Source organism: Polaromonas sp. (genome assembly GCF_013817205.1).
In the GTDB taxonomy this organism is placed as follows: Bacteria; Pseudomonadota; Gammaproteobacteria; order Burkholderiales; family Burkholderiaceae_C; genus Polaromonas.
Genome location: NZ_JACDDD010000007.1, coordinates 64,307 through 82,738 on the forward strand (window position 1 = coordinate 64,307; position 18,432 = coordinate 82,738).

The 18,432-nt window shown below is 60.7% G+C and carries 17 protein-coding genes; 14 read left to right on the top strand and 3 right to left on the bottom strand.

The genetic code is table 11. The features are described from left to right. Nucleotides 1-97 precede the first annotated feature (97 nt). On the top strand, nucleotides 98-1,489 hold the full coding sequence (gene gorA / locus H0W47_RS03105; protein ID WP_296920563.1) for a glutathione-disulfide reductase: 1,392 nt from the start codon (nucleotides 98-100) through the stop codon (nucleotides 1,487-1,489). Here gorA and H0W47_RS03110 read toward each other — a convergent pair. Then, on the bottom strand, nucleotides 1,486-1,713 hold the full coding sequence (locus tag H0W47_RS03110) for a hypothetical protein (protein WP_296920566.1): 228 nt from the start codon (nucleotides 1,711-1,713) through the stop codon (nucleotides 1,486-1,488). The two genes, gorA and H0W47_RS03110, sit on opposite strands and share 4 nt — an antisense overlap. Nucleotides 1,714-1,880: 167 nt before the next feature. Here H0W47_RS03110 and H0W47_RS03115 point away from each other — a divergent pair, with 167 nt between their 5' ends. Beyond that, complete coding sequence (locus H0W47_RS03115; protein WP_296920568.1) at nucleotides 1,881-3,380, top strand: AMP nucleosidase; 1,500 nt, start codon at nucleotides 1,881-1,883, stop codon at nucleotides 3,378-3,380. Nucleotides 3,381-3,466: 86 nt separating this feature from the next. On the opposite strand, the gene purT is transcribed toward H0W47_RS03115, so the two are convergent. Beyond that, nucleotides 3,467-4,693: a formate-dependent phosphoribosylglycinamide formyltransferase gene (gene purT, locus H0W47_RS03120; RefSeq protein ID WP_296920571.1), complete on the bottom strand. Its 1,227-nt coding sequence runs from the start codon at nucleotides 4,691-4,693 to the stop codon at nucleotides 3,467-3,469. Nucleotides 4,694-4,898: 205 nt separating this feature from the next. On the opposite strand from purT, the gene H0W47_RS03125 reads away from it, so the two are divergent. The 5 genes from H0W47_RS03125 (at nucleotide 4,899) to H0W47_RS03145 (ending at nucleotide 9,193) form a co-directional block, all read left to right on the top strand. Beyond that, the gene (locus H0W47_RS03125; RefSeq protein WP_296920572.1) at nucleotides 4,899-5,717 is read left to right on the top strand and encodes a siderophore-interacting protein; all 819 of its coding nucleotides are present in this window, start codon (nucleotides 4,899-4,901) and stop codon (nucleotides 5,715-5,717) included. Nucleotides 5,718-5,762: 45 nt separating this feature from the next. Continuing rightward, nucleotides 5,763-6,716: an ATP-binding cassette domain-containing protein gene (locus H0W47_RS03130; RefSeq protein ID WP_296920575.1), complete on the top strand. Its 954-nt coding sequence runs from the start codon at nucleotides 5,763-5,765 to the stop codon at nucleotides 6,714-6,716. Beyond that, complete coding sequence (locus tag H0W47_RS03135; protein WP_296920578.1) at nucleotides 6,716-7,513, top strand: ABC transporter permease; 798 nt, start codon at nucleotides 6,716-6,718, stop codon at nucleotides 7,511-7,513. Before H0W47_RS03130 ends, H0W47_RS03135 begins: the two co-directional genes overlap by 1 nt. Before the next feature lie 80 nt (nucleotides 7,514-7,593). Beyond that, a complete protein-coding gene (locus H0W47_RS03140) occupies nucleotides 7,594-8,298 on the top strand; it encodes a TetR/AcrR family transcriptional regulator C-terminal domain-containing protein (protein ID WP_296920580.1) in 705 nt (234 codons plus the stop codon). Continuing rightward, on the top strand, nucleotides 8,270-9,193 hold the full coding sequence (locus tag H0W47_RS03145) for a fatty acid desaturase family protein (protein WP_296920583.1): 924 nt from the start codon (nucleotides 8,270-8,272) through the stop codon (nucleotides 9,191-9,193). Before H0W47_RS03140 ends, H0W47_RS03145 begins: the two co-directional genes overlap by 29 nt. Here H0W47_RS03145 and H0W47_RS03150 read toward each other — a convergent pair. Next, the gene (locus H0W47_RS03150; protein ID WP_296920586.1) at nucleotides 9,182-10,099 is read right to left on the bottom strand and encodes an SAM-dependent methyltransferase; all 918 of its coding nucleotides are present in this window, start codon (nucleotides 10,097-10,099) and stop codon (nucleotides 9,182-9,184) included. The two genes, H0W47_RS03145 and H0W47_RS03150, sit on opposite strands and share 12 nt — an antisense overlap. Nucleotides 10,100-10,194: 95 nt before the next feature. Here H0W47_RS03150 and H0W47_RS03155 point away from each other — a divergent pair, with 95 nt between their 5' ends. The 7 genes from H0W47_RS03155 (at nucleotide 10,195) to cas2 (ending at nucleotide 18,282) form a co-directional block, all read left to right on the top strand. After that, nucleotides 10,195-10,635: a MarR family winged helix-turn-helix transcriptional regulator gene (locus H0W47_RS03155; RefSeq protein ID WP_296920588.1), complete on the top strand. Its 441-nt coding sequence runs from the start codon at nucleotides 10,195-10,197 to the stop codon at nucleotides 10,633-10,635. Nucleotides 10,636-10,695: 60 nt separating this feature from the next. Beyond that, the gene (locus H0W47_RS03160; protein WP_296920591.1) at nucleotides 10,696-11,112 is read left to right on the top strand and encodes an organic hydroperoxide resistance protein; all 417 of its coding nucleotides are present in this window, start codon (nucleotides 10,696-10,698) and stop codon (nucleotides 11,110-11,112) included. A gap of 128 nt (nucleotides 11,113-11,240) precedes the next feature. Continuing rightward, the gene (locus H0W47_RS03165) at nucleotides 11,241-12,332 is read left to right on the top strand and encodes a DUF2855 family protein (protein ID WP_296920594.1); all 1,092 of its coding nucleotides are present in this window, start codon (nucleotides 11,241-11,243) and stop codon (nucleotides 12,330-12,332) included. Between the two features lie 103 nt (nucleotides 12,333-12,435). After that, nucleotides 12,436-13,500, top strand: a complete 1,065-nt coding sequence (locus H0W47_RS03170) for a serine/threonine protein kinase (RefSeq protein ID WP_296920597.1) — start codon at nucleotides 12,436-12,438, stop codon at nucleotides 13,498-13,500. A 244-nt stretch (nucleotides 13,501-13,744) separates the two neighbouring features. Further along, the gene (gene cas9 / locus H0W47_RS03175) at nucleotides 13,745-17,050 is read left to right on the top strand and encodes a type II CRISPR RNA-guided endonuclease Cas9 (RefSeq protein WP_296920600.1); all 3,306 of its coding nucleotides are present in this window, start codon (nucleotides 13,745-13,747) and stop codon (nucleotides 17,048-17,050) included. Then, a complete protein-coding gene (gene cas1 / locus H0W47_RS03180; protein ID WP_296920603.1) occupies nucleotides 17,047-17,943 on the top strand; it encodes a type II CRISPR-associated endonuclease Cas1 in 897 nt (298 codons plus the stop codon). Before cas9 ends, cas1 begins: the two co-directional genes overlap by 4 nt. A 6-nt stretch (nucleotides 17,944-17,949) precedes the next feature. Next, nucleotides 17,950-18,282 carry a CRISPR-associated endonuclease Cas2 gene (cas2, locus tag H0W47_RS03185; protein WP_296920606.1) on the top strand — a complete coding sequence of 111 codons (333 nt, stop codon included), beginning with the start codon at nucleotides 17,950-17,952 and terminating at the stop codon, nucleotides 18,280-18,282. The last annotated feature ends 150 nt before the right edge of the window (nucleotides 18,283-18,432 follow it).

Genomic DNA, 18,432 nt, shown 5'->3' on the forward strand with positions numbered 1-18,432 from the left:
TTCAGCTATCCTTTTTGTTCTTGAACCCCTGAGGCTTCCACATACAGACGCCGCAGCCGGACAACATCCGCCCGATTCGGGCCAACCAGACCTTTTTATGCAAAATTTTGACTTCGACCTGTTTGTCATTGGTGGCGGCAGCGGTGGCGTTCGTGCCGCCCGCATGGCCGCGCAGCGCGGCGCGCGGGTGGCGCTGGCCGAAGTAGCGGCCATGGGCGGCACCTGCGTCAACGTCGGATGCATCCCGAAAAAACTTTACAGCTACGCCGCGCACTACGCCGAAGCCTTTGAAGAGTCGCACGGCTTCGGCTGGGCCGGTGAAGCGCCGATTTTCGACTGGGAAGTCCTCAAGGCCAACCGCGCGCGGGAGATCACGCGTCTGAACGGCATCTACCAGGGACTGCTGCTGGGCGCGGGCGTCACCATTCTCACGGGCTGGGCCACGCTGGTGGACGCACACAACGTGAAGGTGGAAGAGAAAACATATACCGCCAAAAACATCCTGATCGCCACCGGCGGCACCCCCAGCGTGCCGGCAGTGAAAGGACGCGAACACATCGTGACTTCCGATCACATGTTCGACCTGACGCCCTTCCCGAAACGCCTGCTGGTAGTGGGCGGCGGCTACATCGCCTGCGAGTTCGCCTCGATTTTCAACGGCCTCGGCTCAGCAGTCGCGCAGGTGCATCGGGGCGAAAAACTGCTCAGCGGCTTCGACGACGACGTGCGTACGTTTATCGCCGGCGAAATGGCACGCAGCGGCGTGAACCTGCAGTTCAACAGCGAAGTGGCCGCCATCACAAAAACAGCGCAAGGTCTGAGGGTGGAGCTAAAAGGCGCTGACGCCCGTGCATTCACGGTCGATGCCGTCCTGTATGCCACCGGCCGGGTCCCCAACAGCAGCGGGCTGTGCCTGGCCGAAGCCGGCGTCACGCTCAATCCCAAGGGTGCGGTCGAGGTCAACCGCCACTACCAAACCTCCCTGCCTTCGGTGTATGCACTGGGCGATGTCACGGCACGCCTGCAACTCACGCCGGTGGCTCTGGGCGAGGCCATGGTGGTGGTGGACCATTTGCTGGGCGCTGCCGCTGGCAAAAACCCGCGCAGCATGAGTTATGAATTTGTGCCGACCGCGGTGTTTACCCATCCGAACATCGGCACGGTCGGGTATTCGGAAGCCGATGCGCGCAAGGAGTTTGGCAAGGTCTCGGTGTTCCGTGCCGACTTCAAGGCGCTCAAACACACACTGAGCGGCAGCGGTGAACGTACCTTGATGAAGCTGCTGGTGGACGATGCGACGGACAAGGTCGTTGGCCTGCATATGGTGGGCCCCGATGCCGGCGAAATTGTTCAGGGGTTTGCAGTGGCGATGAAGGCCGGTGCCACCAAGGCCATTTTTGACAGCACCATCGGCATCCACCCCACGGTGGCTGAAGAGTTTGTGACCATGCGCGAGCCGGTGAAGGCTGCGGTGGCCGCGAAAGCTTAAGCCTGCTCGTCGGAATCCGGCGGCAGGACGATGTTGGCGCGCTCGATGGCCGCATCAAATGCGGCCAAGTCAGCATCGGCCTGGAAAGCGGCCCGTGTGTCCAGCGGGTGAAAAACCTGGTGCTGCAGCCGGCGCAGGGAATCCGATTTCTCCATCGCCTCCAGCACCTGCTGGGGCGCCATCATCAGTGCAAACGGATTGGCGAGGGGGATATCGACTCTCATGGCAGCTCCTGTTGGGGGGGTCGCTGGTTGTGTTGATGGCTGTGACTGTAGGAGCCCGGTGAAATTTGGGCTAGTCAGCGGCCATGCAAAGCTGATGTAGGGTGCAGGCTGACAGGCTGTCGGTCTGCAGCCCCGCGCGCAGAACCCGCGCGGGGCACAATAAGCCCATGCCTTACCTGCCCGCCTTCATCGCGCCCACCCGTTACACCGACCCCGCCGCCGCGCTGGCGCAGGTCCGCCTGATTTATGACCAGCAGATCACCCACCTGCGTGGCGCCATGCACCGCTACGTGGCCGGCGAAACCCTGCCGGGTCATGTGCGCGCCTGCTACCCCTTTGTCCGTATTCATACCGAGACGGTCGCACGCGCCACCCTGGAGACGCCCGACATCGAGCAGCTCAGTTATGGTTTTGTCGCAGGCCCCGGCCGTTTTGAGACCACACTGACCCGGCCCGACCTGTACGGCAACTACTACCTGGAGCAGTTCCGGCTGCTGCTGCAAAACCATTCGGTCGAACTGGAAGTGGGCACCAGCACCCAGCCGATTCCGGTTCATTTCTCGTTTGCCGAACACGACCACATCGAAGGCAGCCTCAGCGCCGCGCGCCGCATGCTGATGCGTGATGTGTTCGACCTGCCGGACCTGGCCGCCATGGACGACGGCATTGCCAACGGCACCTACGAAGCCAGCCCGGGCGAACCGCAGCCGCTGTCGCTGTTCACCGCAGCGCGGGTTGACTATTCACTGCAGCGCCTGCGCCACTACACCGGCACCTCGCCGCACTGGTTTCAGAACTTCGTGCTGTACACCAACTACCAGTTCTATATTGACGAGTTCGTGCGCCTGGGCCATGAAGAGATGGCCAAACCCGACAGCGAATACATCGCTTTTGTCGAACCTGGCAATGTGGTGACTCGCCGGGCCGGCCTGGCGCCCGTAGCCGGCGATGAACTCGGCATGGCGCCGCCGCGGCTGCCGCAGATGCCGGCCTACCACCTGATGCGGGCCGACCGCAGCGGCATTACCATGGTCAACATCGGCGTCGGCCCGGCCAATGCCAAGAACATCACCGACCACATCGCGGTGCTGCGCCCGCATGCCTGGATCATGCTGGGCCACTGCGCCGGCCTGCGCAATAGCCAGCAACTCGGCGACTACGTGTTGGCCCACGGTTATGTGCGCGAAGACCATGTGCTGGACGAGGAATTGCCACTGTGGGTGCCGATACCCGCGCTGGCCGAAATTCAGGTGGCGCTGGAGCGGGCGGTCAAGGACGTGACGCGGCTGGAGGGGCCTGATCTCAAACGCATCATGCGCACCGGCACCGTGGCCTCTACCGACAACCGCAACTGGGAGCTGCTGCCGGGCAACCAGCCGCAGCGCCGCTTCAGCCAGAGCCGCGCGGTGGCGCTGGACATGGAAAGCGCCACCATCGCCGCCAACGGATTTCGCTTTCGTGTGCCCTACGGCACCCTGCTGTGTGTCAGCGACAAGCCCTTGCACGGCGAGATCAAACTGCCCGGCATGGCCAACCATTTCTACCGAGAACGGGTGGACCAACACTTGCGCATCGGCATTCGGGCCATCGAGCTGCTGCGCGCGCAGGGCAGCACCCAATTGCACAGCCGCAAGCTGCGCAGTTTCTCGGAAGTGGCTTTTCAGTAGGCAGGCTTTAAGCGCTATTAATTTTATAGCTGCTTGCGCATATCAACAAAGGGCTGCAGCCTGTTTTGCCAATAATCTGGGGCTGCTCAGGCCAATCGAGGCTTGACCAGCGACGCCGCCCGCTTGGCGTTGCTGCGCGCCACGGCCACGTCGTTATCAAACGCCAGCGCCACACCCATGCGTCGTTTGACAAAACTTTCGGGCTTGCCGAACAGCCGGATGTCGGTGTTTGGCACACGCAGGGCGTCGGCGACACCGTCAAACACAATGCCTTGGGCATCGACACCACCGTAAATCACGGCGCTGGCGCCCGGGCTCTTCAGTGCGGTGTTGACCGGCAGGCCGAGGATGGCGCGGGCATGCAGCTCAAACTCGTTTTGCCACTGCGTACACATCGTGACCATGCCGGTGTCGTGCGGCCTGGGGCTGACCTCGCTGAACCAGACCTCGTCGCCCTTGACAAACAGCTCGACACCAAACAATCCGAGGCCGCCCGGCTGGCCGTCGTGGCCGATGCCGAGGTTGTCGGTCACGGCCTTGCAGATGTCGCGGCTTTTTTGCAGCGCGGCCGGGGCCATGGGCTGCGGCTGCCAGCTCTCGACGTAATCGCCGCTGACCTGCACATGACCTATGGGTTCGCAGAAATGAGTTTCGATTTGCCCATCGGCACCCATGGCGCGCACAGTCAGCTGGGTGATCTCGTAGTCAAAGTCGATGAAACCTTCGACGATGACACGGCCGTGGCTGACGCGGCCACCGGCCATGGCATAGTCCCAGGCTTTGTGCACGTCGTCGGGGCTGCTGATCTTGCTCTGGCCCTTGCCGGAAGAACTCATGACCGGTTTGACCACGCAGGGGTAGCCGACTTTTTTATCAATCGCCGCCTGAAGCTCGGCCAGCGAATCGCAAAAAACATAGGGGCTGGTGGGCAAGCCCAGCGTTTCGGCAGCCAGGCGGCGAATGCCCTCGCGGTCCATGGTCAGGCGCGCGGCGCGTGCCGTGGGTACCACACGCACCACACCGGCGGCTTCCAGTTCTTCCAGCATGGGCGTGGCAATCGCCTCGATTTCCGGCACCACCAAGTGCGGCCGGTCTTTTTCGATCAAGGCCTTGAGCTGGGCCGGATCACTCATGGTGATGGTGCGCGCATGGTGGGCCACCTGCTGGCCGGGTGCGTTGTCGTAGCGGTCGGTCGCAGTGGTTTCCACGCCAAGACGTTGCAAGGCGATCAACACCTCCTTGCCGAGCTCGCCGGAGCCCAGCAGCATAACTTTGGTGGCATGGGGAGACAGGGGTGTACCGAAGGTGGTCATGGGATGTAGAGAAATAGGAAGTGGAAGGAAACCGGCTGGCGACGCCAGCAGAACCGGGTCACCGGCCGCGTCACTGCGACTGTACTTGACGGGAAAGAAGTGCCGCCCCGCAGGGCCTTCGGTCCTTTTACCCCCATAGACGCAAAGCTCATCGCTTTCAGATAACAATGGTTCGCATTAAGCAACTGCCAACCGGGACATTTTTTTGACCACTACCCATTCCCTTCCAGCAAGCCCCAACCCCGAAGCCCCTGCGCGCAAGCGCCGCCCGCCGCGCCGGGTAGAAGTCAGTCGCGTTGAAGTCCTGAGCCTCGCCATGCGCCGCATCACACTCAAAGGCGCGGAGCTGGAAGGTTTTCCGCCGGTGGGGCCCGCCAGTTATATCAAGCTGATCTTCCCGGAACCCGGGCAGACCGAGCCCGTACGGCCGCTGCCCGACGGCCCGCGTGCGGTGTCCATGCGGACCTACACGCCGCTGGCCGTGCGCCCCGAAGCGCTGGAGGTCGATGTTGATTTTGTGCTCCACGGGGAAGGACCGGCCTCGACCTGGGCGGCACAGGCCAGCGTCGGCCAGGTCTTGTACCTGATGGGTCCCGGTCCTGGCTACCAGCCGGACACAGCCTGCACTGAGCACCTTCTCCTCGCTGATGACAGTGCACTGCCTGCGGTCGAAACCATTTTGGCTACCCTGCCGGCATCCGCCCGTGCCCGGGTGTTGCTGGAAGTGATCAGCGATGCCGAGCAGCGCCCGTTGCACAGCGCGGCAAAGCTTGAAGTCAGCTGGCTGGCACGCGGCACCAACCACCGGGCCGCAGGCCAGCCATTGGCCGCAGCCCTGCGCACGCTGGCGCCGCCGGGGCCTGACACGCGCATCTACCTGGCCTGCGAAGCAGCGGCCATGCGCCGTATCCGCCAGCAGCTGGTGGACGAGCTGGGCGTGAGCCGCAGCCAGATCGTGGGCCGGGGCTACTGGAAACTCGATGTGGTGAACCACCCCGACCACGATTACGGTGACGACGCCTGAGCCAGACACAGGCGATGCCCGGCGCGTATGGGCAACAATAGCCGCATGAGCGATTGCCTTCTTCAGATCCGCGGCTTGCGCAAACACTATGGCAGTGCCGTGGTGGTGGATGATTTGTCCTTCGAGATTGCGCCGGGCGAATGCCTGGGCGTGATCGGCCCTAACGGTGCCGGCAAAACCACCACCATACGCATGTGCCTGGGTCTGACCGCACCCGACGCAGGCGAGATCAGCTACGCCCTGAACGGCGCCGAGCGCGGCTTGCGCATGCCGCAGGATGCCCTGGCCATCAAAGCCAGACTCGGCGTGGTCAGCCAGTTTGACACCTTGGACCCTGACTTCAGCTGCGCAGAAAACCTGCAGGTTTATGGCCGCTATTTCGGCATCAGCGCAGCCGAGGTTCGTGCGCGTGTTCCGGGCCTGCTGGAGTTTGCCTCCCTGACAGGCAAGGCGTCCAGCAAGCCCGGCGAGCTGTCGGGTGGCATGAGGCGGCGGCTGAGCCTGGCCCGCGCGCTGGTCAATGACCCCAGCCTGCTGCTGCTTGACGAGCCCACCACCGGACTGGACCCGCAAGCACGCCACCTGATGTGGGAGCGCCTGCAATTGCTGCTGCAACAGGGCAAGTCCATACTGCTGACCACCCACTTCATGGACGAGGCAGAGCGCCTGTGTTCACGCCTGCTGGTGCTGGACCACGGCAAAAAAATTGCAGAAGGCAAGCCGCGCGAACTGATTGCGCAGCACCTGGAACCCGACGTGGTCGAGGTGTACGGCACGGGCGCGCTGGCGCTGGCGCAATCTCCCGAGCACGCGAGTTTGCGCGCGCTGGCCGCACGCGTGGAAGTCAGCGGTGAAACCGTGTTTTTCTACACCCAGGATGCCCGCCCGGTGCTGGACCGGCTGGCCTCACATGCCAGCCTGCGCACCCTGCACCGGCCTGCCAACCTGGAGGACCTGTTTCTGAAATTGACAGGCCGGCAGATTCGGGAGGACGCATGATGAATCAGTCGATCTTCCGAGCACCCGATCTGTCTGCTCGCTGGTGGCCCGTCTTCATGCGCAACCTGCTGGTCTGGCGCAAGCTCGCCATCCCCAGCCTGGTGGGCAACATCGCCGAGCCACTGATGTGGCTGGTGGCCTTTGGTTACGGCATGGGTGCACTGGTGGGCGAAATCACCGTCGGCGGCACCCCCGTGCCCTACATCCTGTTTCTGGCCAGCGGGTCTATCTGCATGAGCGCCATGAATGCGGCGAGTTTTGAGGCGCTGTACTCCGCGTTTTCGCGCATGCATGTGCAAAAAACCTGGGACGGCATCATGAACGCACCGGTCAGCCTGGACAACGTGCTGCTGGCGGAGATGTTGTGGGCGGCTTTCAAGGCACTCTTTACCGTGACCGCCATATTAGGTGTGATGCTGGCCCTGGGCATCAGCCACAGCCCCAAGCTGCTGCTGGCCTGGCCCATCTTGCTGCTGGTGGGCATGATGTTTTCGTGCATGGCGCTGATCTTCAACGCGCTGGCCAAGGGCTACGACTTCTTCACCTACTACTTCACGCTGGTGCTGACGCCGATGATGTTTCTCAGCGGCATCTTTTTCCCGCGCGAGCAGTTGCCAGACCTGGTGCGCATCATCTCCGACTGGCTGCCCCTGACCAACGCGGTGGAAATCATCCGCCCGCTGTTCATGGACCAGTGGCCGTCAGCCCCCTGGCGGCACGGCCTGGTGCTGGTCGGGTACACCGTGGCCGGGTTCTGGGTGGCGCTGGCGCTGACGCGCAGGCGATTCAGGGCTTGAGTTCCCGGTTTGCAGGGGAAAAGTAAGGACCGCCAAAAGACCTCATTGACGTTCTTGTTTGTACGGCATACATTTATGCCATGCCTCACACCTTGCCGCCAGAGACCGAAGCCGACGCCCGCGCCATGCGCGAGCCGGGCCGGCGCATGCGTTCGCATCTGCTGGACATAGCAGTTGAACTGTTCAAGTCCCGCGGGCTGAGCGGCGTGTCGGTCGCGGAGATTGCGCAGGCCGCAGACGCTTTTCCCAGCCAGGTGACCTATTACTTTCGCACCAAGGAAGCGCTGTTTGTCGAGGCCGCCTGCCGCGAAATTCTCTACACGGGCGAGCAGGCTGAGCATGCGGCCGCACAGGCCGGCACGCTGGCGCTTTACACACGTGCGCTGGCTGAAAGCGTGGTGGCTTCACCGGGCCTGGCGCTGTTTATCGAGGCGCTGACGCTGGCACGGCGTCGGCAAGACCTGGCGCCGCTGATCGAACGCACTTTCGAGCGCCTGCACAACGAAGGCGACCGCGCCTATGCCGCCATTCGCGACCTGCGTCACTGGCCGCACGACGACGACCCGGCCCTGCGTGCCCGCCGGTTCTGGGCACTGGCGCTGGGCTCGGTGCTGCGCGGCGCTGCAACCGGCGTGGGCACCGAAGTCAGCGCGCGGGACATGCTGGCGCTGCTGAGTGATGACACGGCGCCGCAAGACCCTCCGGCCAACGCCCGCCCGCAACTTCAGGTGGTCAAATCCGCCGCAAAGGACAAACATGCCCGCCGCCGCACGCGTTCAAGCTGACACCTTCTTCAGCCCTGGGGAATGGCAGGCGCTGACCGCGCGATCCTCCTGGAAAGGCATCGCGCTCGTGGCGCACTGCTGGCTGGTGACAGGCGCGGCCATGGCAGTGGGGGTGATCTGGCCGCTGAGCATTCCCCTCATGGTGGTGATCATCGGCAACCGCCAGCTGGGCCTGTTTATCCTGATGCACGACGCCGCGCACGGGCTGCTGCATGTCAACCGCGCCGTCAACGACCGACTGGCACTGTGGTTCTGCGGTCATGAGCTCAACATCTACCGTCCCTACCATTTGCAGCACCATCGCTTCGTCCAGCAAAGCGAAGACCCTGACCTGGTGTTGTCAGCGCCCTTCCCCATCACGCCCGGCTCTTTGCGGCGCAAGATCATCCGCGACCTGAGCGGGCAAACATTCGTCAAGCAGCGCTTTGGCGGATTGCTAAAAAAACTGAAAACCCGGGCCAGCGGAGAAGCTGCCTGGCCGCTGATCGCTGCAGAGCTCCGGCAGCAGCGCATCTTCCTGATCAGCAACGGCGTGGGCCTGGTTTTGTTCAGTGCAGCCGGCCTGTGGTGGGCCTGGGTCTTGATGTGGCTGCTGCCCATGGCTACCTGGTTGCCGCTGGTCAGCCGCCTGCGCAATATTGCCGAGCATGCGTTGATTGAGCAAAACGGCACCGACCCGCTGCGCCACGCGCGCACCACCCACGCCAACCTGCTGGAGCGCCTGTTCATCGCACCCTACTGGGTCAACTACCACTGCGAGCACCACATGTTCACGCAAATCCCCTGCTGGAACCTGCCACGCGCGCACCGCCTGCTGGCAGCCCGCGGCTTCACCGCCGACATGGAGGTTCAGGCCGGTTATGCCACCGTGCTCAGGCTGGCCTCAGCGCGCTGAGGCAAAACGTGCTGTCAGCTCACGCAGATTGAGCTCCGTCAGCACCTGCTGCAACCGGGTTTGTGCGGCGCGTGTGTTGCCCTCGCTGGGCTTGGGCGGCCGACTCGCCAAAATGAGCTCGTTTTTCATCGAATGCTCCCAGCCCACCAGCTCGGTAACCGTCACCTGGTAACCATGGGCTTCGAGCTGCAGACAGCGCAGCACATTGGTGATCTGGCTACCAAACTCACGCGTGTGCAGGGGGTGGCGCCAGAGTTCCGCCAGCGGACTTTTCGACAGGCTCAGCGCCTTGTTTTTGCGCAGCACGCCGGCAACCTCGGCCTGGCAGCACGGCACCAGCACCATGTGGCGCGCCTGTTTATGCAGGCCAAAGGCAATCGCATCGTCGGTGGCGGTGTCGCAGGCATGCAGGGCTGTGACGATGTCCACCTGGGCTGGCAATTCCGCTGAACTTGTGGCCTGTTGCACCGACACATTCAGAAATGCCATGTTGGCAAAACCCAGACGCTGCGCGAGTTCACGCGATTTGTCCACCAGTTCGGCGCGCGTCTCGATGCCATAAATTTTTCCCACTGGCGTCTTGCCGGCATGCGCCACATTAAAAAACAGGTCGTACAGGATGAAGCCCAGGTAGGACTTGCCGGCGCCATGGTCGGCCAGCGTGAAGGGTTTGCCATCCGCTGCGACTTCTTCCAGCAACGGCGCGATGAACTGGTACAGGTGGTAGACCTGCTTGAGTTTGCGCCGCGTGTCCTGATTGAGCTTTCCTTCGCGCGTCAGGATGTGCAGCTCCTTGAGCAGCTCCATCGACTGGCCCGGTCGGATTTCTTCAATCACCTGTGCCGGTTTGCCCGGCGCAGCCGGACGCGCAGGCTGGCTGGCGCGGGAGGGGGTGTTTTTGGGCATGTCCCTGAAGTCTAGCGTTGGGGGCCATCTCCAGACATGGAGAGCGTAGGATTTTTTATATTGCACACAATTTAATTGCGAGCTAAAATACAACCATGTCCAACAAATCCGATGCCATGCTCAAGCTGGACAACCAGCTGTGTTTTGCGCTGTACTCCACCTCTTTAGCCATGACCAAGCTGTACAAGCCCCTGCTTGAGGAGCTGGGCCTGACCTATCCGCAGTACCTGGCCATGTTGGTGCTGTGGGAGCAAGACGGCCTGATGGTGTCGGAGATCGGCGCGCGCCTTTACCTTGATTCAGGCACGCTGACGCCGCTGCTCAAACGTCTCGAAGCCTCCGGCCTGATTGCGCGCATACGCGCCGTCGAGGACGAACGCCGTGTCCACATCACCCTGACGGCTGCCGGCCGCAAGCTCAAAAGCCGCGCTGCAAAAATCCCCGGCTGCATTCTGGAAGCCAGCCACTGCTCCATTCCCGAATTGACCGCATTGACCCTGCAGATGCAGGCCCTGCGCCTGCGGTTGGTCGCATAAATCCGCTTTCTCACGCTTTTCAATCCGCTTCATCCCGAAGCAAACTTCAAAGGAACCACCATGACCACACTCGAAAAAGTCCTCTACACCGCCAAAGCCCACACCACCGGTGGCCGTGACGGCAAGTCCAAAACCGACGACGGCCGGCTGGAAGTCACGCTGAGCTCGCCCGGCACCGCCGGCACCGGCACCAACCCTGAGCAGCTGTTTGCTGCGGGCTACGCTGCCTGCTTCATCGGCGCGATGAAGGCAGTCGGCGGCATGAAGAAGATCACTGTCCCGGATGACGTGTCAATCGACTCCAGCGTTGATCTTGGCAAAATCCCGGCAGGCTACGGCATCGCCGTGCGCCTGGACGTAACGCTGCCAGGCATGGACCGTGCCGCTGCACAGGCCCTGGTTGACGCTGCCCACCAGGTCTGCCCCTACTCGAACGCCACCCGCGGCAATATCGACGTGACCATCACTCTGGTCTGATTTCGCACTGTCGCCAAAGCGGCCCGCCTGTGTTGAGCCGGTGGGCTTTTTCGCTTATGTTTGCTCGCATGAGCCGCCGGGCCGTTCCCAAGGCGACCACCGCAGCCTGAAAGGCGAAAGTTATCCAGATGTCCACCACCACTCTCCTCGTTCGCAAAACCCATCTTGCCGAAACCCGCCTCCACGTCGCCGAGGCCAGCCCGCTGGCCGACGGAGAGATCCGGGTGCATGTCGATTCCTTCGCGCTGACGTCCAACAACATCACCTATGCCGCCTTTGGCGACGCCATGAACTACTGGCAGTTTTTTCCGACCAGCGAGGATGACTGGGGCATCATCCCGGTCTGGGGTTTCGGCACAGTGGTGCAATCGCTACATCCGGGCGTGGCCGTCGGTGAAAAGATCTACGGCTACTACCCGATGGCGACCGAAGCCGTGCTGAGCCCTGCGCGGCTGGACAGCAACGGCTTTTACGACGCCGCAGCGCACCGGCGCGAGCTGCACCCGGTGTACAACCAGTACCTGCGCTGCAACACCGACCCGTTCTACACCTCATCCACCGAAGCGCTGCAGGCGCTGCTGCGGCCGCTGTTCATCACCTCCTTCCTGATCGACGACTTCCTCGCCGACAACGATTTTTTCGGTGCTTCCGGCGTCGCCATGCTGCTGTCCAGTGCATCGAGCAAAACGGCTTACGGCACGGCCTTCCAGCTGGCCCAGCGCCCGGGCATCGAAGTCATCGGATTAACCTCGCCCGGCAACGTGGCCTTCTGCGAAAGCCTCGGTTGTTACAGCCGGGTGCTGAGCTACGACCACCTGGAGAGCATCCCCGCCGATCGCGCCACCATCTACATCGACTTTGCCGGCAACGCCAAACTGCGCCATGCCATCCACAGCCGCTTTACCAATCTAAAGTACAGCTGCGCCATCGGCGGCACCCACGTCAGCGAGCTCGGCGGTGGCAAGGACCTGCCCGGCCCCCGCGCCACGCTGTTTTTTGCGCCAGCGCAGATCAAGAAGCGCAGTGCAGACTGGGGCAAGGAAGGTCTGGGCCAGCGTCTGGTCGAGGCCTGGCAGGCCTTCAGCACACGCGTCGCGCAAGATCCCACGCCCTGGTTGCAGGTCCAGCGCCACCAGGGCGACGGCGCCGTGGCCGCTGCCTACCAGCAGGTGCTGGCCGGTCAGGGCGACCCGCGCACCGGACACATCCTTGCCTTTTGATTTGCCGCAAAGATGCTATTATTTTAATAGCTGCTTGCGCATGACTGACGGGGGCTGGAGGCACTTTTGACTCACAAACCGTGTGAGCAACGACAATAGAGGCATGATTGACGAGCCTCTGACCGACCTGCCCCCAACCGCCATGCCGCCCGAGGCACTGCACGCCTACGAAAAGCTCACGCCCGACGTGGTGCTCGATGCGCTGGCCAGCCTGGGCCTGCTGGGCGATGGCCGCCTGATGGCGCTGTCGAGTTACGAAAACCGGGTCTACCAGGTGCACCTCGAAACCCCGGCGGGCACAGGCGATGCTGCCGGCGACATCGTGGTCGCCAAGTTTTACCGGCCCGGCCGCTGGAGCGACGAGCAGATCGCCGAAGAACATGCGTTCGCGGCCGAACTGATGGCGGCCGAAATTCCGGTGGTCGGTGCGCTGACGATTGACGGCCGCACCCTGCACCACTTCAATGGCTTCAGCTTCAGCGTCTCACCACGCCGAGGCGGCCGCCGGCCCGAGTTGGAAGACTTCAGCGTGCTCGAATGGATAGGCCGCTTCCTCGGGCGCATCCACACCGTCGGCAGTGCGCAGCCCTTCCAACACCGGCCCGCGCTGGACCTGCAGACCTTCGGGCACGCCAGCCGCGACCTGCTGCTGGCCGGCAACTACTTGCCGCTGGACATGGCCTCGCGCTGGCTCAAGGCCTTCGAACAAGCCATGAGTGTTGCGCAGGCGGTGTTTGAAAGCGTGGGCAACATCCGCAGCCTGCGCCTGCACGGCGACTGCCACCCGGGCAACATTCTCTGGACGCCGGAAGGTCTGGAGGGCGCGGGTCCGCACTTTGTCGATCTGGACGATGCGCGCAGCGGGCCGGCGGTTCAGGATTTGTGGATGCTGCTGTCAGGCGATCGCCCGCAATGCCTGCTGCAGCTCGGTGCGCTGGTCGATGGCTACGAGGAGTTCCGCGAATTCCCCCGGGGCGAGCTGGCCCTGATCGAGCCGCTGCGCACCCTGCGCCTGGTGCACTACAGCGCCTGGCTGGCGCAGCGCTGGCATGACCCGATCTTCCCGATCAACTTCCCGTGGTTCGGTTCCAGCGACTACTGGAAGGGCCAGATCGACATGCTGGAAGAGCAAACCGAAGCCATGCAGGAGGCGCCACTGGTGGCGTGAGCGCCACAATTACACCCAAACTCGGTCTGAACCCCCTGAAACAAGCCATAACGGACGCCAGCCAAATGCTGTGACAAAGTACCAAGGAAAACGGGCACCGAAGTGCCCGTTTCTTATTTGTGTCTTCGGGAGCAAGCTCCTTAGACTTGTTGCCGACAGTCCCCACCACCGCAACGCTCGATAGGGTTGTGAGTATGCCAATGTTTCGTTAGGCTTGCAACAAATTGTTTACGAAAGATTTGTTATGGCATATCGCCTCGCGCTTGATGTGGGTACGGCTTCACTTGGCCTGGTTGCCTTGGCTCTCGATGACCAGAAACAGCCAGTTGATGTCGCCCACTTTGCTGTTCACATTTTCTCCGAGCCCTTGCTGCCAGCAAAATCTGGGGGCATAGGAGAACCCAAAAAGGCCGCTCGCCGGCTGGCTCGCCAGCAACGACGGTTGACAGAACGCCGGGCGCGCAGGTTGCGCCGCATTGCGCATCTCGCACCCTTGATCGGGTTGAAGGCCAGCAAGGTCGCCCCTGATGACGGACAACACATCCACGCCTTGCGAGCAGACGCGATCAACCAACGTATCGAGTTGCCTGATCTGCTGAATGTTTTTCTCAAACTCGCAAAGCGGCGTGGCTACGCGGGTGGCTTCAAAGTTAAGAAGGATAGTGAAGAGGCCGGGCAAGTACAAGGCGGCATTGAAGATCTCCAGGCGCTGCTTGCAGACAACGCCTGCACAACATTGGGCGAGTTACTCAGCAAACGCTTTGGCGATACAGAGCATGCCGGACGGGGACCTCGGGAATCGCTGAAGCTCAAGGCACTTGGGCTCTACGCTCACCGAGAGATGCTGGAAGAAGAGTTTGAACTCATATGGAGTGAACAAGCCAAACATCATCCGATTCTCAATGTCGAGGCCACAGCCTACTCGGTCAGAGGATTGTCGGAAACGCTGCCAATCAAGCAGCATTTCAAAGAAGCGATTTTTTACCAACGTCCGTTGAAATCTGTTGCAGGCATGGTGGGCCAATGCTCGCTGGAGCCGACGCTAGCCCGCGCGCCCGCGGCACAACCTGCCGCACAGGCCTTCAGGATTGAGAAACAATTGGCCGACCTGCGCTGGGGCATGGGGCGTATGCAACGCGTGCTGAGCAAGGAGCAACGCCATCACATTCGCGCAATGTTGCTCGACCCCGAGCAACTGAACAAGGACGGTGCGCTTACCTTCGGAAAAATCTACAAATCGTTGGAAAAATCCGGTTTACGGCAGGAATTTCCCGGTCAGTTCAATACGGACCGCTTCAGCCGGGAAACGCTTTTAGGAGATCGGACAACAAAAGCCATGAGTGGGCTCGGCATGTTGAGTCATTGGATCGCCCTCGACGCCATCACGCAGTTGCGCGTCATCAACTTCATCGCCAATCTTGGCTCCCCGGAGTCCGTGGATTCAACCAACTGGCACAAGCGGATGGAGCCTCCGCCAAAGCCGGAAGTTGTCGCTTTCATCAACCAGTGGCTTGAGTCACGGACATTTGATCGCCTGAGCAAGATGGGCTTTGACACGGGTCGCGCGGCTTACAGCATCAAGACTATGAAGCAACTCACCGCGAAGATGCAGGATGGCGAAGGCTACGACGAACACGCCGCACGGGAAACGGTTTATAAGTCTCAACCCCCTACCGGCGAACTATTGATGCATTTGCCGCAACCCGCACCCACCGGCAACGTGGTGGTTGACGTTGCGCTACGCGTAGTCCGTCATGCGGTCAACCAATGCCTGCAAGCCATGGGCCAGCCCCCGGCACAGGTCATCGTGGAGCTATCGCGCGACATGGCATTGGGCTTGAAAGCACGTGGCGAAAAAGAAAAAGGTATCGACAAACACAGGCGAGCACGCCTGTATGCCAAAAGTCAGATCGAGGGCAATCAGGCTGGCCGCACGGCCACAAACAATGACATCTTCCGTTATCTGCTTGCGCAAGAACAGGACTTTCACTGCCCGTATTGCAGCAAGCGCATGGAACTTGCCGAGGCTCTGGACGGCAACGCGACCAATGTGGATCACATCCTGCCCCGCTCGCTGACTCAGGTAAAACGCGAACGCTCCCATGTGGTCATCGCACATCGGACTTGCAACGCAGAAAAAGCAAATAGCGTACCGCTTGAGGCTTTTAAGGGTGACGCTGATCGAATTAGCGCCATCGAAAATTGCGCCAATATTCTGAAGCGCAAACGCAGTTACCGCAAAGCCAACTATTTGATGACGGAAAGTTATGAAGCCGAAAAACTGAACGACAAATCTCTCGAAGACTTTACCGCAAGGCAGTTTGTAGAAAGCTCCTGGATTGCCAAACTCACCGGCCAGTGGATGAAAGATATTTGCCAAGATGTAAGCGTCTCACGAGGCGAGCTGACAGCCCAGCTACGCCGAGCTTGGAAGTTGGAAACCGTTATTCCACAAGTCAGGCTAGAAACCAAGGTCGATCCCAAAAGTGAAAAACCGGACAACCATTTGCCCCTGCTTGATGATGACAAGCCGCCGAAGCCGATTACCCGCGAAGAATTTGAACGCTTCCGTGCCTGCTGGGAAAACCATCATGGCCCGGAGGTGGAACGAACCGACCGCCGGATGGACAAACGAATCGATCATCGACACCACTTGGTCGATGCGCTGGTCATTGGCTTGACTGACCGCAGCCTCTACATGGACATGGCCAAAGGCTACAAGGAGCGCATGGAACAACGTGCTGCTGGCTTGCGCGGTATCAAACCATGGCAAACGCCCGAACCACCAGTTCGGAATATCAGGGAGGTGGCGCTGCGATTGGTGCGCGATGTGAAAGTGAAGCACAAGACTGATCGATATGCAGCTGGGGCGTTTTTCGACAAGATGGCCTACGCAAAGTCTTATACAGACGATGGAAAAGTCCGAGTTGTGAGATCGGTCGACCTTCTGAATTTGGCCGACAAGACTTTTGCGCTGGACAAAACGCGTACTGGCATTGCCAACATCGTGAGCACGGAGACTCGACACATAGTGCTATCCGAGTTTGAGCGCAGAGTCTCAACCGGACAAGATGTAAAAACCGCTTTGTCGTCATACTTTGTAGATCCGCGATACGGAACCATGATCCAACGAGTTCGCGTATATCAGCGCGATGGTCGTGGCTTTGTGAACGGCGAGGATGCCGTCAAGATCAATTTGGAAGGGCGGCCCTATGGCGAGAGCGCCTTTGGGGAAAAACACTACCTCAGCGACGGCTACGCTTACGTTGCACTTATTTCAGATGACGTCGGATTGATCAATGATGCTGTGTCAGTTCGCTCTGCAGATGCTCCAATCTTCGACCAGTCACGTGTCCGCAAGCGAATTTTTCGGAGCGACACGGTCGTTGACGAGCACGGAAATCGCCATCTCGTCCATCAAATACTTGCTGGCGGGGTAATTCGTACCGCACCTTTGATTGAATCACGCAGTTGGAGTCAGCTTGGCTCCGAAGCCGGCGCGAAGCGGTTTAGCAAAACGGACGTTATGCGGCTCCAAGTTGAAGCATGAGCGCGGACCGAATTCTCCTCATCGAAAGCCCATGCGAATTGAACATCGACATCGGCAGAGTCCGGATTCGTCGCGCCGACAAGGCCGACTCCTATGTGGCCCCTGCGGACGTGGCAGTACTGGTGTTGCACCATCACACCATTTTGCTGAGTGTGGGAACTTTGCGAGAGCTGGCATTAGCAGGCGCCTCCATCATGGCGACCGACGCGCAACACATGCCCTGTGCGTTGATGCTTCCCACCCAAGCCAACCGCGCAGCGGCTTCCCGCTTACGCAGGCAAATCAAACATTTGGATGACGCACTGTCCCAAGCCCTTTGGCAGGAAATTGTGCGATCCCGCATTCGTACTCAGGCGGCAAACCTGCGCCACTTTGAATTAACTGGGGCATTGCGCCTAGAACGCATGGTCGATGAGGTTGAGACAGCCGATAGGACGCATCGCGAAGGCCAAGCGGCACGCCACTACTGGCAGCACTTGTGGCAAGACGCGGAACCAGGCTTCAGGCGCGAGAAACAAGGCGCAGAAGACTCCGTCAATGCTCGATTGAATTTTGGCTATGCGGTGTTGCGCAGCCTGGTGGCGCGCGAACTGGTTGCGGCCGGCTTGTCACCCGAGTTGGGCGTCGGACACCACAGCACGGAAAACCCATTCAACCTTGCGGACGACTTCATGGAGCCTTACCGCTTTGTCGTCGAACGAGTGGCCCGCCCCAGCGCCGCCGATGGCGAATTCGATGCGGTGGCGCGCGTGGCCATGTCACGCATCGTCGAGCAGGCCGTTCGGATTGGAAAAAAGGACTATCGGCTACTACCTGGAGTTCGGGAAACAATTGCAAGCTATGTTCGCGTGTTGGAATCCAGCAAGGGCGAACTAGCCCTGCCTCATGAGTAAACGACCATGGCCGTCAACGGATGGCGCGTAATGTGGGTACTGGCAGTGTTCGACGTGCCCGTGCAAACTACGGAAGAAAGGCGGGCTTATACCAGTTTCAGAAAGATGCTTCTGAAGGACAATTTCATCCAGCATCAATACTCCGTCTACCTGAAACATTTCCCAACCATGGCCTCGGCGCAGGCAGAAATTGACCGCTTAAAGCCATCAGTTCCCGAAGACGGTCACGTGGCATTCTTCATGTTGACGGACAAACAGTATGGAATGACCCGAGAATTCTTTGGAAAGAACGCTACAAAAAGAGCCCCAGATGAGCCTGATCAGATTGAACTTTTCTAGAAAAAATCCCGCCAAATCAATGACTTAGCGGGATTCAGAGTCTATCAAGCGTTCCGGTGGTGGGGTGTCGGAACCAACGTGGTCATTGCCCAGCTGCGGGCACGGAGTCTATCAAGCGTTCCGGTGGTGGGGTGTCGGAACCAGAGGCAT

What these genes read in the sequence shown, in the direction of transcription:
- gorA (WP_296920563.1), top strand. Translation starts at nt 98, where the DNA reads ATGCAAAATTTTGACTTCGACCTGTTTGTCATTGGTGGCGGCAGCGGT.
- H0W47_RS03110 (WP_296920566.1), bottom strand. Translation starts at nt 1,713, where the DNA reads ATGAGAGTCGATATCCCCCTCGCCAATCCGTTTGCACTGATGATGGCG.
- H0W47_RS03115 (WP_296920568.1), top strand. Translation starts at nt 1,881, where the DNA reads ATGCCTTACCTGCCCGCCTTCATCGCGCCCACCCGTTACACCGACCCC.
- purT (WP_296920571.1), bottom strand. Translation starts at nt 4,693, where the DNA reads ATGACCACCTTCGGTACACCCCTGTCTCCCCATGCCACCAAAGTTATG.
- H0W47_RS03130 (WP_296920575.1), top strand. Translation starts at nt 5,763, where the DNA reads ATGAGCGATTGCCTTCTTCAGATCCGCGGCTTGCGCAAACACTATGGC.
- H0W47_RS03135 (WP_296920578.1), top strand. Translation starts at nt 6,716, where the DNA reads ATGAATCAGTCGATCTTCCGAGCACCCGATCTGTCTGCTCGCTGGTGG.
- H0W47_RS03140 (WP_296920580.1), top strand. Translation starts at nt 7,594, where the DNA reads ATGCCTCACACCTTGCCGCCAGAGACCGAAGCCGACGCCCGCGCCATG.
- H0W47_RS03145 (WP_296920583.1), top strand. Translation starts at nt 8,270, where the DNA reads ATGCCCGCCGCCGCACGCGTTCAAGCTGACACCTTCTTCAGCCCTGGG.
- H0W47_RS03150 (WP_296920586.1), bottom strand. Translation starts at nt 10,099, where the DNA reads ATGCCCAAAAACACCCCCTCCCGCGCCAGCCAGCCTGCGCGTCCGGCT.
- H0W47_RS03155 (WP_296920588.1), top strand. Translation starts at nt 10,195, where the DNA reads ATGTCCAACAAATCCGATGCCATGCTCAAGCTGGACAACCAGCTGTGT.
- H0W47_RS03160 (WP_296920591.1), top strand. Translation starts at nt 10,696, where the DNA reads ATGACCACACTCGAAAAAGTCCTCTACACCGCCAAAGCCCACACCACC.
- H0W47_RS03165 (WP_296920594.1), top strand. Translation starts at nt 11,241, where the DNA reads ATGTCCACCACCACTCTCCTCGTTCGCAAAACCCATCTTGCCGAAACC.
- H0W47_RS03170 (WP_296920597.1), top strand. Translation starts at nt 12,436, where the DNA reads ATGATTGACGAGCCTCTGACCGACCTGCCCCCAACCGCCATGCCGCCC.
- cas9 (WP_296920600.1), top strand. Translation starts at nt 13,745, where the DNA reads ATGGCATATCGCCTCGCGCTTGATGTGGGTACGGCTTCACTTGGCCTG.
- cas1 (WP_296920603.1), top strand. Translation starts at nt 17,047, where the DNA reads ATGAGCGCGGACCGAATTCTCCTCATCGAAAGCCCATGCGAATTGAAC.
- cas2 (WP_296920606.1), top strand. Translation starts at nt 17,950, where the DNA reads ATGGCCGTCAACGGATGGCGCGTAATGTGGGTACTGGCAGTGTTCGAC.